General features: G+C 66.4%; 12 protein-coding genes and 2 pseudogenes. 8 read left to right on the top strand and 6 right to left on the bottom strand.

The annotated features are described in order from the left end of the window. Both ACFHNC_RS23485 and ACFHNC_RS23480 read left to right on the top strand, forming a co-directional pair. The coding region (locus tag ACFHNC_RS23485) for a sensor histidine kinase (protein ID WP_437171671.1) at positions 1 to 604 on the top strand (604 nt) is incomplete at its 5' end. A 45-nt stretch (positions 605 to 649) separates the two neighbouring features. Continuing rightward, the gene (locus tag ACFHNC_RS23480; protein ID WP_437171670.1) at positions 650 to 880 is read left to right on the top strand and encodes a hypothetical protein; all 231 of its coding nucleotides are present in this window, start codon (positions 650 to 652) and stop codon (positions 878 to 880) included. Between the two features lie 26 nt (positions 881 to 906). Here ACFHNC_RS23480 and ACFHNC_RS23475 read toward each other — a convergent pair whose 3' ends face one another. The 3 genes from ACFHNC_RS23475 to ACFHNC_RS23465 all read right to left on the bottom strand — a co-directional run bounded on the left by ACFHNC_RS23475 (position 907) and on the right by ACFHNC_RS23465 (position 3036). Then, positions 907 to 1281, bottom strand: a complete 375-nt coding sequence (locus ACFHNC_RS23475; protein ID WP_437171669.1) for a response regulator — start codon at positions 1279 to 1281, stop codon at positions 907 to 909. A gap of 140 nt (positions 1282 to 1421) precedes the next feature. Continuing rightward, positions 1422 to 2435: a sensor histidine kinase gene (locus ACFHNC_RS23470; protein WP_437171668.1), complete on the bottom strand. Its 1014-nt coding sequence runs from the start codon at positions 2433 to 2435 to the stop codon at positions 1422 to 1424. Positions 2436 to 2496: 61 nt separating this feature from the next. After that, positions 2497 to 3036: a methanogen output domain 1-containing protein gene (locus ACFHNC_RS23465; protein ID WP_437171667.1), complete on the bottom strand. Its 540-nt coding sequence runs from the start codon at positions 3034 to 3036 to the stop codon at positions 2497 to 2499. A 292-nt stretch (positions 3037 to 3328) separates the two neighbouring features. On the opposite strand from ACFHNC_RS23465, the gene ACFHNC_RS23460 reads away from it, so the two are divergent. After that, a complete protein-coding gene (locus ACFHNC_RS23460) occupies positions 3329 to 3526 on the top strand; it encodes a hypothetical protein (protein ID WP_437171666.1) in 198 nt (65 codons plus the stop codon). 50 nt (positions 3527 to 3576) lie between these two features. Further along, positions 3577 to 3873, top strand: a pseudogene (locus tag ACFHNC_RS23455) (transposase); the annotation flags it as partial. On the opposite strand, the pseudogene ACFHNC_RS23450 reads toward ACFHNC_RS23455, so the two are convergent. From ACFHNC_RS23450 to ACFHNC_RS23440, 3 genes and pseudogenes are all read right to left on the bottom strand, one after another. Beyond that, positions 3802 to 5060 (bottom strand): annotated as a pseudogene (locus ACFHNC_RS23450) (IS256 family transposase). The pseudogenes ACFHNC_RS23455 and ACFHNC_RS23450 sit on opposite strands and share 72 nt — an antisense overlap. Continuing rightward, positions 4952 to 5611, bottom strand: a complete 660-nt coding sequence (locus tag ACFHNC_RS23445; RefSeq protein ID WP_437171665.1) for a tyrosine-type recombinase/integrase — start codon at positions 5609 to 5611, stop codon at positions 4952 to 4954. Before ACFHNC_RS23445 ends, ACFHNC_RS23450 begins: the two are co-directional and overlap by 109 nt. 247 nt (positions 5612 to 5858) lie before the next feature. After that, positions 5859 to 6743, bottom strand: a complete 885-nt coding sequence (locus ACFHNC_RS23440) for a LysR substrate-binding domain-containing protein (protein WP_437171664.1) — start codon at positions 6741 to 6743, stop codon at positions 5859 to 5861. A 99-nt stretch (positions 6744 to 6842) separates the two neighbouring features. Here ACFHNC_RS23440 and ACFHNC_RS23435 point away from each other — a divergent pair, with 99 nt between their 5' ends. The 4 genes from ACFHNC_RS23435 (at position 6843) to ACFHNC_RS23420 (ending at position 13035) form a co-directional block, all read left to right on the top strand. Then, entirely contained in the window at positions 6843 to 7505 is a 663-nt protein-coding gene (locus tag ACFHNC_RS23435; protein ID WP_437171663.1) for an HD domain-containing protein, read from the top strand. 107 nt (positions 7506 to 7612) lie between these two features. After that, positions 7613 to 8524 (top strand): Bug family tripartite tricarboxylate transporter substrate binding protein, encoded by a 912-nt coding sequence (locus ACFHNC_RS23430; protein ID WP_437171662.1) that lies wholly within the window; start codon positions 7613 to 7615, stop codon positions 8522 to 8524. A gap of 621 nt (positions 8525 to 9145) precedes the next feature. Continuing rightward, a complete protein-coding gene (locus tag ACFHNC_RS23425; RefSeq protein WP_437171661.1) occupies positions 9146 to 10939 on the top strand; it encodes a hydantoinase B/oxoprolinase family protein in 1794 nt (597 codons plus the stop codon). Between the two features lie 5 nt (positions 10940 to 10944). Next, positions 10945 to 13035: a hydantoinase/oxoprolinase family protein gene (locus ACFHNC_RS23420; protein ID WP_437171660.1), complete on the top strand. Its 2091-nt coding sequence runs from the start codon at positions 10945 to 10947 to the stop codon at positions 13033 to 13035. Positions 13036 to 13047 lie beyond the last annotated feature (12 nt).

The raw sequence follows: 13047 nt of genomic DNA, 5'->3' as shown, positions 1-13047 counted from the left end.
CAATCAACTGCTCGCCGGCGAGATGAGCCACCGGGTCAAAAACCTGCTGTTCGTGGCGTCGCAGCTGGCCCAAATCACCTCGCGCTCGGCGGCAACTACGACGGACATGGCGCAGGATCTCACGAGGCGGCTAACTGCCCTGGGGCGTGCCCACGACCTCGTTCGCCCAAGGGATGGCCGTCCGGTCGAAGCAGCGCTGCTGGGCGACCTTCTGACGGTGCTGCTGCAGGCCTATGACGATACGGACGGCACTTCCGGGCGCATCCGAGTCTCGGTGCCGCGGATGGATATTGGCGCGGCGGCAGCCACAACGCTCGCCCTCGTGGTGCACGAGTTGGCGACGAACTCCCTGAAGTACGGCGCGCTCTCGGTGGAGTGCGGAACGCTCGACCTCGGGTGCACAGCCCCGGGCGAAGAGGTCGTACTTGTCTGGATTGAACGGGGTGGCCCGCCCGTTGTCGAGCCCTCCGCTCCGGCCGGCTACGGTAGCGAACTGGTCCGGCGCAGCATGGCGCACCAGCTCGGTGGCAGCATTGCCTTCGACTGGTCGGCGGAGGGGCTAATCGTCACCTTACGGATGCGGCGAAACCGCCTTGCGGCCTGAACGGCCACGGGCTCGGCAGGACGGATCAGCTGCTTGCAGTGCCGATTGAGCATCGACTACACGGCCACGGCGACCCGTTGCGGCAACGCGGTGATCAACCGGTATCGGGCGCCGGAGGTGCGCTTCCAGCGCTTCCTGGCCGGCGTACCGGACACCCGCGCCGCGGCGTTCCGTCACTCGGCGACCGGAATCGGTGTGGAGGGGCTGATCACCAGCGCCTCCGCCGAAGGCAACGGTCGCGCCCTCGCCGGCTCGGTCACTGCCACCGCTCGGTAGAAGGCCGCCATGCCGGCGCTCCAGGATCAAGCGCCGCCTTCGCCGCCCCGACGCGCCCTGATGATTGCTTCCGAAACAGCCGCTGCGACTTCGCCAGGCGTGTACGGCTTCGATAGCCAACCGAGAGGTGCGGCTGCTGCGTCGCCACGCGACCGGGTTGCTGCGTCCGAGTGCGCAGTCGCAAAAAGGCTGGGAATACCGAGCCGGCCACGGATTTCGGCAGCTGCGTCGATCCCGTCTCGCGAACCAGCCAGCCGGATATCCATCAGCACAATGTCAGGCTTACTGGCTGCGGCCAGTTCGGCAGCTTCCTCCGCGGTCGTCGCTACCCCGACCACGATGAAACCTGCGGCGGACAGCGCATCCTCAGCGTCTAGCGCAACGAAATACTCGTCTTCCACGATTAGGACGCGGCCGCGCGACGACGGCCTCGTACCCGCCCGCCCATCTTCCTGAGAGCGCACCACGACAACCCCGGAGACATGCACCAGACTTGGCTGGAACAGGCCTGAGGCAATAGCATTCCACCCTAGTTGGCCACTCATTGCTGATTAGTTCCCGTCGCCGCTACCGCCCTGCCGCGATCTTGGAAACGAACAATGCATCGCGCTCCAGCAATTCCACCAGATCCAACCGAGAAAGAGCCGCCGATCTGACGGGCCAAGCCGCGCACCAAGCCCAGACCCGAAGCGCGCCTGCCTGTCTTGATCGCCGGGTCAAATCCTGGGCCTTCGTCCTCAACCGACAACTCAATGGCAGCATCCACATCGGACAAGCCAAGATACACTCGGCCATACGTGCCGTCCGGCCGGTTACCGTACTTCAGCGCGTTCGCCAGAAGCTCGTTGAGGATCAGCGCGAGCGGAACAGCCGCATCGTTCGGTATTTCGATAGGCTCCGCCGCGACCGAGAGCCTGTCGCGGGCCCCGGCTCCGTCCATGACCATCGTGGCGATCCGCGTGACGAATTCGTCGCCCTGCACGCCTCGGAGGTTGTCCTCGACGTAGAGCATCTGATGCACCGCGCCGACGGCAGCCAGCCTGCGCGAAGCCTCATCGAGCACCACGGCCGCCTCCGGTAAAGCAGTTTCGCGCCGCGCAGACGAAAACATGCCGGCGAGCATGTGAATGTTGTTCTTCACACGATGGTGCAGTTCCCGGAGCAAGACGTCGCGGTCGCGGAGAGCCTCCTCAAGCAAAGCCTGTGTGCGGCGCCTCCTGCGAACCTCGTCATTCAGGTCGCGCACCGTCTGCGCTAGCGTGGCGAACCGCTCATCGCCCCGATCTGAGAGGCGTAGTAACAGTCTGGCCGGTGTTTGGCTTTCGGCAGGTTGCAGCAGACCTGCGTGGCAGCGAAAGCCGGTGATCCTGCCATCTACCTCCCGCAGTTGAGCAACGCCGAGCAGCGGACTGCGAGAACCAGAGCAGCGGAGAAGATAGGCCCGCAGCTTAGCCGCGGCCTCCGGGGTGTTGGTAAGGCGGGCCAGATCACGGATGCCGTCAAGGCCTGGACCAAGACGAGAAAGCGCCGCGCTGTTGGCGAAGACGACGCTCAAATCGGTTCCGACCACCAAGGCGGGCTCGGGAAGCCCGTGCAGGACGCTCTCAGCGCTTCCGTTAGCTAGCATCGTCTCGCCGGAAGTATTCGCGAAGGCTCAGTTCTGCGTGTTCGCTAGGACGGAGATGAACCACCACGCGGCATTCGGAATGACCCTGAGCAATGGTCCGGTCGAGGGCGACTCCTGCATAGCCAAGGTTCTGGGCAGCAATTGAGCCGAAGACGTTGGACGTCATCATGCAGAGCGAGGGTCTGCCCAGGACGAGCTCACCGAAGGGGCATGCCCGGTTGCCTAGCACGATGCGATCCTCGGTTTCTTCTACGATGAAGAAATCGCCTTGAATACGGCGCTTGAGGTCGACGAGGACCGTCGAGACCTGCTCGCGAGAAAGCCGGTCAACAGCAAGCGCATGGCGATAGGCGCCGTCGATGTGCTCGCCCATGGCGGCGCCGACGACACTGATGTAGCCAGACGCCTCCTCCAGGCCGACCACGTCCTGGAGCGTCCCTGCGAGTTCGCGCAGCAGACGACGCAGGAAGACGTCCCGCTCCAGGCCAACCTCTCCAACTTGGATCGACGGGTTTGATGCTGCACTCAAGTCAGGTCTCCAGCGGACGCTATAAGGGCTCTCGGGTCGTAGAATGCTGGTTAAGCCCGACAATTTGTCCTGGCAATCCCATGTTCCCATTTCGGCAGATTGCCCGGACGCTCCGCAGTGCGAGTCGCAGCAACCGATCCCTCCCCATGCAAACCAATCAATTTGTATTGCTCCTATCTTTCTCCCAATTCAAATCTCGCGGCGGCCGGCGACCCGGCCGCCTCATCAACTTTCGCATTTCTGGCGCATCCAACCATAGGACCTACTCAGGGCCGCCCGCATCGATGATCTGTTGGTCCTCAACGCCAATCTCAACAAATCCGACTTTGCGAAGTACCTGCGCGACCGCGAGGCGGTTCTGCCCAACGATTTCGGCGGGCTGGGCGATGGCGTGGCGGATGATCGCACCGCCATTCAGGCGGCCTTCTATGGCGCCGGGGCGGACCAAAAGTTCGCGATTGTCCGGCATCAGCACCCTTGGGACAGATGAGTTGAGGAACGGAAGATTTTTGGCTCATCGTAACTGCCAGGAGAGTGAAGATGAGCCAGAAATCCTCCGCCCCCGCCGCCAAGCCGCCGGCCGAGAAGGTGGTGCGCGACATCCGCCGCGCCACCCGCAAGCACCACTCGGCCGAGGACAAGATCCGCATCGTCCTCGAAGGCCTGCGCGGCGAGGAGAGTATCGCCGCCCTGTGCCGCCGCGAGGCCATCGCCGAGAGCCTGTACTACGCCTGGTCGAAGGAATTTCTGGAAGCCGGGGGAGTGTCAGAAATTCCGTGTACGGCCGGTCGATTGAACGACACGGTCAGGCCAGGCTCGCGTGAAGCGGTCGCCGAACAGGACGGCGAATTGTGCCTTTGCCATGGACCATTCACGCGGCGGCATCGTCCATTCCTTCTCGGTCCTGTTCAAGACAAGAAACAGCAGTTTCAGCGCCGCCTCATCAGTCGGGAAATGCCCCCTGGCGCGGACCGCGCGACGCAGCCGGGAGTTGAGGGCCTCTATGGAATTTGTCGTGTAGAGCAATCGCCTGACCTCCATGGGAAAGGCGTAGAACGGCACCACCTCGCCCCAGGCGCGCCGCCAGCTCTGGCCGATGGCGGCGTATTTCCGGCCCCAGGGGCTGGCCTCGAACGCCGTCAGCGCCGCCTCGGCCGCGGTGGCATCCACCGCGCGGTAGATGTCCTTCAAGGCCGCTGCCACCGGCTTGCGCTCCTTCCAGGAGACGAAATCCAGGCTGTGGCGCAGCAGATGCACAATGCAGGTCTGCACCGTGGCCTCGGGGACACCGCCAGGATCGCCTCGGGAAACCCCTTCAGCCCATCGACCACGGCGAGCAGGACGTCTTCCACGCCGCGGTTGCGCAGCTCGTTCATCACCCGCAGCCAGAATTTGGCGCCCTCGTTCTGCTCCAGCCAAAGCCCAAGGATTTCCTTGGTGCCGTCCGCTCTGACGCCGAGCGCGATGTGCACCGCCTTATTGCGGACCAGCCCCTCGTCGCGGATCTTCACCCGCAGCGCGTCGAAGAACGCCAGCGGGTAGACGGGCTCCAGCGGCCGGGCCTGCCAGGTGGCGATCTCATCCAGCACCGCGTCGGTCACCGTGCTGATCAGGTCCGGCGAGACCTCGATGCCATACAGATCCAGCAGGTGGCCCGCGATCTCCCGTGTGCTCATGCCGCGGGCGTACATCGAGATGATCTTGTCGTCGAAGCCGGGGAAGCGCCGCCGGTACTTCGCGATCAGCAGCGGATCAAAGCTCGCCTGCCGGTCCCTGGGCACCTCCAGTGCCATGCGGCCAGTGCCGGTCACCACGCTCTTGCGGCCATAGCCGTTGCGGCTGTTCCCGGTGCCGCCATCACCTGCCAGGTGGTGGCCCATCTCGGCATTCAGCGCCCGTTCAGCCAGCGCCTTCTTCAACTGATCCAGCAGACCGCCCTGGTCGAAGGCGGTGCTCGCCTCCGCACCGGACAGCAGCTGGTCAAGGATTTCGTCCGGTATCTGTGGGGCTTTCCGTCTGGCCATGAGGGGGTTCCTTTCCTCCCATCATGACCGGCCGCACACGAAATTCGCGACAGTCCCCGATCCTTGCGACCCTTGCCCTGCTGGACGCGGATCACCATCCGGCTGCTGTCGATGTCAGTGATCCCGAGGGAGACCACCTCAGACACCCGCAAGCCAGCCGCATAGGCTGTGGTCAACGCCGTCCGGTTCCGCAGCCCAGGCACAGCCTCGAGAAAGCGGACGACCTCGTCAGCGCCCAGTACGACAGGCAGCCGACGGGGCTCGCGGGCATAGGCGATGCGCTCGGGGATGTCCTGGTTGCCGAGCGTGACGCCAAAGAAGAAGCGCAGCGCCGCCACCGTCTGGTTCAGGCTCGACCACGCGATCCCCTGAGAAACCAGATGCACCTGGAAAGCGCGCACATCATCGAGGTCCAGCAGTTCCGGCGAGCAGCCGAAATGTCGACTGAACTTTCCCACGGCGTAAAGGTATGATCGTTGGGTCGCCGGCGAGAGATTGCGGACCGTCATGTCCTCGATCATGCGCCGGCGCAGAGGGCGGATCTCAGCCATCGGAGGGCTCCTGTCAGGAGGTGGTACGGCGCACCAACCTTGTCAGACAGGAGCCAGCTCCGCCTCATCCGCCCTCACCGCGAAGCGGTTTCGTTCAATCCGCAGTGGTGGCGCCCTCGGCGCGCAGTGCCTGGACCAGCTTCGTCCCAGATTCCGTCTCCGCGAGGGATCGTCTCGATGATGTCTGGCGCCAGCAGCGTCAGGCGCAGGAGGCGGGAAATGTAACAGCCAGCGAGGCCGCGCCGCGTCAGCCCACTACCTCCCGCAGACAGCGCCGGAACTCCAACGCCAGGCGCGAGAGGGGGCGGTGGCGGGACTCGACCAGGCAGGCGGTGTTGCGCACCGGCAGGTCGAGCGGCCGGGTCTCCAGATCGGCCCCGCCGGCTGCGATCAACCCGAAGCCGTCCAGCACCGCCACCCCCGCCCCGCGCCGCACAAGCGCTCCGGCGACCGAGGCCAACGCGCTCTCGATTGCGATACGGAAGGGCATGCGGGCCTGCTCAAAGGCCACGCTGAGCTGCGCGCCGGTCTGATACTGCAAACCGGGGCAGATCAAGGTCTCACGCGCGAGGTCGCCAAGGGAGACGGTTTCCTGTGCACACAGCCGGTGGCCGAGCGGCAGCAGGCAGCCCAGGCCGTGCGAGCCCAGCTCGATCGTCCGCACGGCGGCATCGCCGGTCGCACCAATGATAGCACCGAGATCGACCTGATGATCGGCCACCAGGTTCACCACCTGATGCGCTGGCGACACGTGCAGCAGCACCGCAACCTCCGGCCGGTCGGCACGGAAGCGCTGGATCGTATCGCCGACCACGCCGCTGGCCAGTGCCGCCACTGTAGCAATCTTCAGCGTGCCTGCCCGGCCCTCCCGCAGGCTCTCGGTCAGGCGGTTCACGGCATCGAGTGCGGCGAAGGCATTCGCCGTCACGGCAAAGAGGGCGCGAGCCTCCGGCGTGGGCAGCAGGCGCTTGCGGACACGGGTGAACAGCGGAAAGCCGATCCGTGCCTCGGTCTGGCGCAGCATTCGGCTGACCGCGGGCTGGGAGATGCGCAGCCGCGCAGCCGCCGCCGTGACGCCGCCCGCCTCGATGACGTGCCGGAACACCTCGAGCTCACGAAAGGAGAGGTTCATAACACCACGTTATCATAGAGCGACGCGCTTTGTATTGGCGACCTCCACCTGGCGCGCTGCACCATCGTCGCACTCCGGCCTTCAGGACCCGTGACAGCAATGAACTACCTCGACCGCCGAGAACGGCGCCCGATCACCGATGTGCTACGCGCCAGCGTGCTGGAGGACCTGCCCGAGCTGGCCAATGTCCAGGACGAGGAACTGCGCCGGAAGACCGTCGAGGCCTGGGCCTATGCTCTTGCCGAGAGCAGTTTCGACCGGATCCACGACATCCCCGGCGAGGCCAACCCGGGCATGTTCCGCCTCAAGCGCGGCGACCAGGCGACGCATCTGCGCGGTGTCGCCCGCATAGCGCTGGCCATCGCTGACGACTTCCTCAGCACCTTCCCTGAGGCGCGGATCCATCGCGACATCATCCTCGCCGGCGGACTGGTGCACGACGTCGGCAAAGCGTTTGAGTTCGACCCTGCGAACCGCGCTCGCTGGGATGCGGACGGCTCGCAGGCCGGCATGCCCTCGCTTAGGCACCCGGTCTACGGCGCGCATGTTGGCATCGCTGTCGGCCTGCCCGAGGAGATCGTGCACATCGTCATGGGGCATTCATTCGAGGGCGAGTTGGTCCATCGCAGCCTGGAATGCCTGATCGTGCACAAGGCGGATCATCTTTGGTGGTCCACCGCCGGCGCCTGCGGCCTGCTGGAGCCTGAGACGGCAAAGGCGCTGGAAGCCCGGAAGATCACGCCGCGCGCGCCGCGCGAGTGATCGCGCACCCGCCCCCCCACCACCGACGGAGAAGCCCGATGACTCATCTCCCGCGCCGTGCGCTTCTTGGCATCCTGGCTGCGGGCGGCCTGACAGGGCCGTTCACTGTGCAGGCGGCGGATTATCCGAGCCGCGCGGTCCGCATCATCGTTCCCTATGCCGCCGGCGGCAGCAGCGATGTGGTGGCGCGCTTTACCGCCGAGCTGCTGCGTCCGCACATGGCTGGTCAGCCGGTGGTGGTAGAGAACCGCCCGAGCGCCAATGCAGTAACAGGAATGCAGCATGTGGCGCGCGCAGAGCCGGATGGGTACACGTTGCTGCTCGGCGGCGCCTCGACCAATGCGGTCAACCCGCATCTCTATCGCCGCAAGCCCTATGACGGGATCACCGACTACACTCCACTCGGGCTGGTGGGTACGGGGCCGTTGGTGGTTTCCGTGCATCCGGGGCTGCCGATCCACAACCTCCAGGAGCTGATCGCCTACGGCAAGGCGAATCCAGGCAAGCTTGCATTCGGATCAAGCGTTGGCGTGACGCTGCATTTGGCGGGTGAACTACTGAAGACGTTGGCCGGCTTCGACATGCTGCACGTGCCCTACAGCAGCAACACCCAGGCGCTGACCGACGTCGTCGCCGGGCGGCTGCAGGTCATGTTCGACCCCGTCAGCAACTCCGCGCCCTTCATCGCCGATGGGCGGCTGCGGCCAATCGTGGTGCCAGCGCCTCGGCGCGCCGCTGCGCTGCCAGAGGTGCCGACCTCGGCCGAGGCCGGGCTGCCGGCATTCGAAGTCCTTACTTGGTTCGGCCTGTTCGGCCCAGCCGGCATGACGGCTGAGATTGTGACGACGCTCAACCAGCGGCTCAATGCCGGGCTCGCGGAGCCGGCAACGGCGGATCGGCTGGCCCGGCTCGGGCTAGATCCGGCGCCGACCGATCCGGCGGGTGCGGCCGCCTATCTCAAGGCGGATTCGGAGAAGTGGGCTGACGTAATCCGGCGCATCGGGCTGGTGGTAGATTGAACCAACGTCCTGCCGCTCTGCCGTGCGGGAGGGCATCGTGGCACTGGAGACTGCCGGCATCGTCATCGCCCGCAGCGGCGGCGGCCTGTTTGTGCTGCGTCGCCCGCGCCGCGGTGCGCATCTACTCCGGGCCCGCCGCGATGATCCTAGTCCCGCCCCGCGCGATGTGGCGCACCATTCGCGCAAAGTCGGAGACGGACGAGCAGTGCTCTGCCCGCACAGGGTTTCGTGATGGGATGGTCGTCGCGGTGCGGGCCCGTGATGCGGAGGCCGCGCCGCGTCACATGCAGGAGCACCTTGATGCCGCCGATGCTGCGACCTTCGGGACCTCCGAAGAAGCGGCCACGGCCTGAAACGTAGACGGGCTCTGGTGCCTGACTGGTCAACAGCACTAGCCATCAGGTGACATTCGACGGCCGCATGGTGGAATACCACTCGATTGATGGCCTCGGGCGCGCACCGGCGATGCTGCGCGGCGCGGAGACGACGGCGACGCGGTACGAGGCCTCCAGCGCGGGCGCGCCCCCGCTATTGCCAGCCTCGACGGCAGCGCTCTAGGCTCGACACGGAAGCCGGGAGCACCAGGTCCCGTTCATCCGAGACATGGAGCACCGAACGACCATGGCACTGGCACGGGATCCGATCACATTCGAGCTGTTCAAAAACGCCATCTTCTCCATTGCTGACGAGATGGCGCTGACGGTGTTCCGCACGACCTATTCGGGCGTTCTCAAGGACAACATGGACTATTCGACGGCTTTCGCGGATGCAGAGGGGCGGCTGGTCGCGCAGGGGCTGACGCTGCCGGGGCATCTCGGCTCCATCCCGACCGCGCTGGAAGCGGTGATGCGCCGCTATGGCGAGGACATCCGCGAAGGCGACGTGTTTATCATGAACGATCCCTTCGAGGGCGGGATGCACCTGCCCGACATCTTCATCTTCAAGCCGCTCTACCACGCAGGGGAGCGACTGGCCTTCGCCGCCACGATCTGCCACCACACTGATGTCGGCGGCCGCGTTGCTGGGTCCAACGCCTCGGACTCCACCGAGATCTATGCCGAGGGTCTGCGCATTCCACCGCTGAAACTGTATGAGGCGGGACGGCGCAACGAGGCCATCATGGCGATCATCGAGCGCAATGTCCGCCTGCCCGTCCGTCTGTTCGGCGACCTGCGTGCCCAGCTCGCTGCCTGCCACATCGCGGAGCGCCAATTCGCCGAACTCGTCGCCCGCTACGGCGCGGAGACGGTGAAGGACTACATGCAGGATGTGATCGACTACGCCGAGCGCCTGACTCGCGCCGCGCTGGCGGATCTGCCCGACGGCGAGTGGTCATTCGAGGACTGGATCGACGACGATGGCGTGGACTACGGCAAGCCGATCCGCCTATTCGTCACCATCCGCAAGACCGGCGCGCACATGGTGGTGGACTGGACGGGCACCAATCCGCAGGTAAAGGGCGCGATCAACAACACGCTGTCCTTCACAAAGGCCGCGTCCTACACCGGTGTCAGATCAGTGCTGCCGCCAGGCATTCCGAACAACGAAGGCGTGTTCCGCGCCATCGAGGTGATCTGCCCGCCCGGGACGGTTGGAAACGGCGTACTGCCCGCGGCCTGCGCCGCGCGGGGGCTCACCGGCTTCCGCATGACGGACTGCATCTTCGGCGCGCTCGCCATGATGCTGCCGGACAAGGTTTTTGCGGCGGGTGATGGTGGCAACACGGGCATCTCGATCGGCGGCTACCATGCAGATCGCTCCCCCTTCATCTATGTGGACTTCACCTGCGGCGCCTGGGGCGCACGGCCCTGGGCGGATGGCCTGGACGGCAACAGCCACATGATGGCGAACATGGCCTCCCATTCGATCGAGGTGACCGAGGCGGAACAGCCGATCCAGTTGCTAGCCTACGAATTCATGCCGGATCGCGCCGGCGCGGGGCGGTTCCGCGGCGGCGTGCCGTTCCGGCGCGACTATCGCTTCACGGAGGAGGAGGGCGTGCTACAGGTTCGCTCCGACCGGCGCGTGCATCGCCCCTTCGGACTCTATGGCGGCAGCCCTGGCGCGCCTTCCGAAAATCGCATGAATCCCGGCGGGGAAAACCGCCTCGTACCCTCCAAGATCACGATGAACATCCAGCGTGGCGTGGTGTTCCGCCACGTGCTTGCCGGCGGCGGCGGCTGGGGCGATCCGCTGGAGCGCAACCCAGCAAAGGTGCTGAAGGATGTGCGCAACGAATTCCTCTCACCCGGGCGGGCACGCGCCGATTACGGCGTGCTGCTGGACACCACCGCCTGGACGGTGGATGCGGCGGCGACGGAGCGCTTGCGCGCGGAGCTGCGCCAGCGCCGCGCCTGGGTTGAGACACCGAAGGTGCAGCGGATGGATCCGCTGCCCGCCGAGGCCGGGGAGTGACCGCCATGACCGTAACCTGGCGCGTCGGCGTGGACATCGGCGGCACCTTCACTGACATCGTGCTGTTCGGATCCGACGGCACGATCCACACCAAAAAGATTTCCTCCAGCGTGGACGACTATGCGCGCGCCATCGTCGTGGGCCTGGCCGAGCTGTTCGCGGAAACCGGCGTGACCGGCGACGCTATCGAGGAGATTCGCCACGGCACCACCGTCGCCTCGAACGCGATCCTCGAACAGAAGGGCGCGCGCACCGGCCTGATCACCACCAAGGGTTTTCGTGACGTGCTGGAGATCCGCACGCTGCGCATGCCCCGCCTTTACGACATCGCCTGGGAAAAGCCGGCGCCGCTGGTCGAGCGCTACCTTCGCCGCGTGGTGGATGAGCGTGTGGACGCACAAGGTCGCATCGAGCGGCCACTCGATGAGGACGAGGCCGCGCGCGTCGTCCAGGCGCTGCTGGATGAGGGGGTGGAGGCGATCGCCATCTGCCTGCTGAATTCCTACGCCAACCCGGCGCATGAGCAGGCGATCGCCGCGATCATCCGCGACCTGGCGCCGGATCTGGCGCTCTCGGTCTCCGCCGAAGTCCTACCGGAGATCAAGGAGTATGAGCGGACGTCGACCACCGTCATCAACGCCTACATCATGCCGATCGTCGCGCGCTACCTGCGCTCGCTGCGTGGCGGGCTGGATCGCGCGGGCGTGCCGGCGCGGCTGCTGCTGATGCAATCCAATGGCGGGCTGATGACCGCCGAGGCCGCGGTGGCGAAGCCGATGCATATCGTGGAATCCGGCCCGGCGGCCGGCGTGGTCGGGGCGCAGGCGCTGGCCCGCGCGAAGGGACTGCCCGACGTCATCACCTTCGACATGGGCGGCACCACGGCCAAGGCCGCGACGGTCGAGCGCGGCGAGGTCACGCGCGCCACGGAATACTCGGTGGGCGGCGGAATCATGGTGGGTTCGCGCCTGCTGACCGGGGCAGGCTACCTGCTGAAGGTGCCGGCGATCGACCTGGCTGAGGTCGGCGCCGGCGGCGGGTCATTGGTGCGGATCGATGCCGGCGGCTCGCTGCAGGTGGGCCCGGAGAGCGCCGGCGCCTCGCCCGGCCCGGTCTGCTACGACATGGGCGGGACCGAGCCGACGGTCACCGATGCCAATGTCATCCTCGGCTACCTGAACCCCGGGCATCTGGTCGGCGGGGCCGTGCGGCTGAACGCTGAAAGCGCGCGCGCCGCCTTCGAGGCAAAGGTCGCGCGGCCGCTAGGGCTTGAACTTGCGCGCGCCGCGCATGGCGCGCATCTCATCGCCGTCTCCAACATGATCCGCGCGATCCGCGCGGTCTCCTCGGAGCGAGGGCGCGATCCGCGCGACTTCGCCCTGTTCTCCTTCGGCGGGAACGGACCGCTCTTTGCCTGCCGCATGGCGGAAGCGCTCGGCATGCGGCGGGTGGTGGTGCCGCCCGCGCCGGGGCTGTTCTCGGCCTTCGGGCTGCTCTACGCCGATGTGGAGCACCATTATTCGCGCAGCCTCCGCCGGCAGACCCGCCGGCTGGACCTGGCCGAGCTCAACGCCGCCCTGGACGCGCTGTCCAGCCAGGCGCTCGACCAGCTTGCGGCGGAGGGCTTCACCGGTGCGGAAGCACGGCTGCGGCGTGCCGCCGCCCTGCACTATCACGGCCAGAGCTTCGACCTGACCGTGCCGCTGCCCGACGGCCCGATCACGACGGACGCCCTGCGCGCGCTGGAGGAGGCCTTCGGGCAGGAGCACGAGCGGACCTATGGCCACCGTGCCGGTGTGGAAGAGCCGGTCGAGCTCGTCTCCATCCAGGTGGTCGGCCAGGGTGTCCGGACCGGTGAGGCGCAGCCGCTCGGTGGCGTGCCGAGCCGCGCGGAGGCCGCGGCACCGGCACCGCGGCGCATCTTCCTGGGGCCGGAGGAGGGCTGGGTGGAGGCGCCGGTGATCCGCCGCGTCGACCTCGCTGCGCCTCAGACCGGGCCGCTCATCGTCGAGGAATACGACGCGACCTGCCTGGTGCTGCCGGGCTGGCGCGCCAGCCTGGATGATGCGCGCAACATCCTTCTCGACAAGCCGTAGTGGAAGCGCCGC

Origin of the sequence: Falsiroseomonas sp. E2-1-a4, from assembly GCF_051433165.1 — a bacterium.
Taxonomy (GTDB): domain Bacteria; phylum Pseudomonadota; class Alphaproteobacteria; order Acetobacterales; family Acetobacteraceae; genus Falsiroseomonas.
Note: the sequence above shows the minus strand (reverse complement) of the source record. Positions and strands in the feature narration are given on the sequence as shown.

Excerpts from the sequence above, each read along its gene's own strand:
- ACFHNC_RS23440 (WP_437171664.1), bottom strand. The coding sequence starts at position 6,743 with ATGAACCTCTCCTTTCGTGAGCTCGAGGTGTTCCGGCACGTCATCGAG.
- ACFHNC_RS23445 (WP_437171665.1), bottom strand. The coding sequence starts at position 5,611 with ATGGCTGAGATCCGCCCTCTGCGCCGGCGCATGATCGAGGACATGACG.
- ACFHNC_RS23425 (WP_437171661.1), top strand. The coding sequence starts at position 9,146 with ATGGCACTGGCACGGGATCCGATCACATTCGAGCTGTTCAAAAACGCC.
- ACFHNC_RS23420 (WP_437171660.1), top strand. The coding sequence starts at position 10,945 with ATGACCGTAACCTGGCGCGTCGGCGTGGACATCGGCGGCACCTTCACT.
- ACFHNC_RS23435 (WP_437171663.1), top strand. The coding sequence starts at position 6,843 with ATGAACTACCTCGACCGCCGAGAACGGCGCCCGATCACCGATGTGCTA.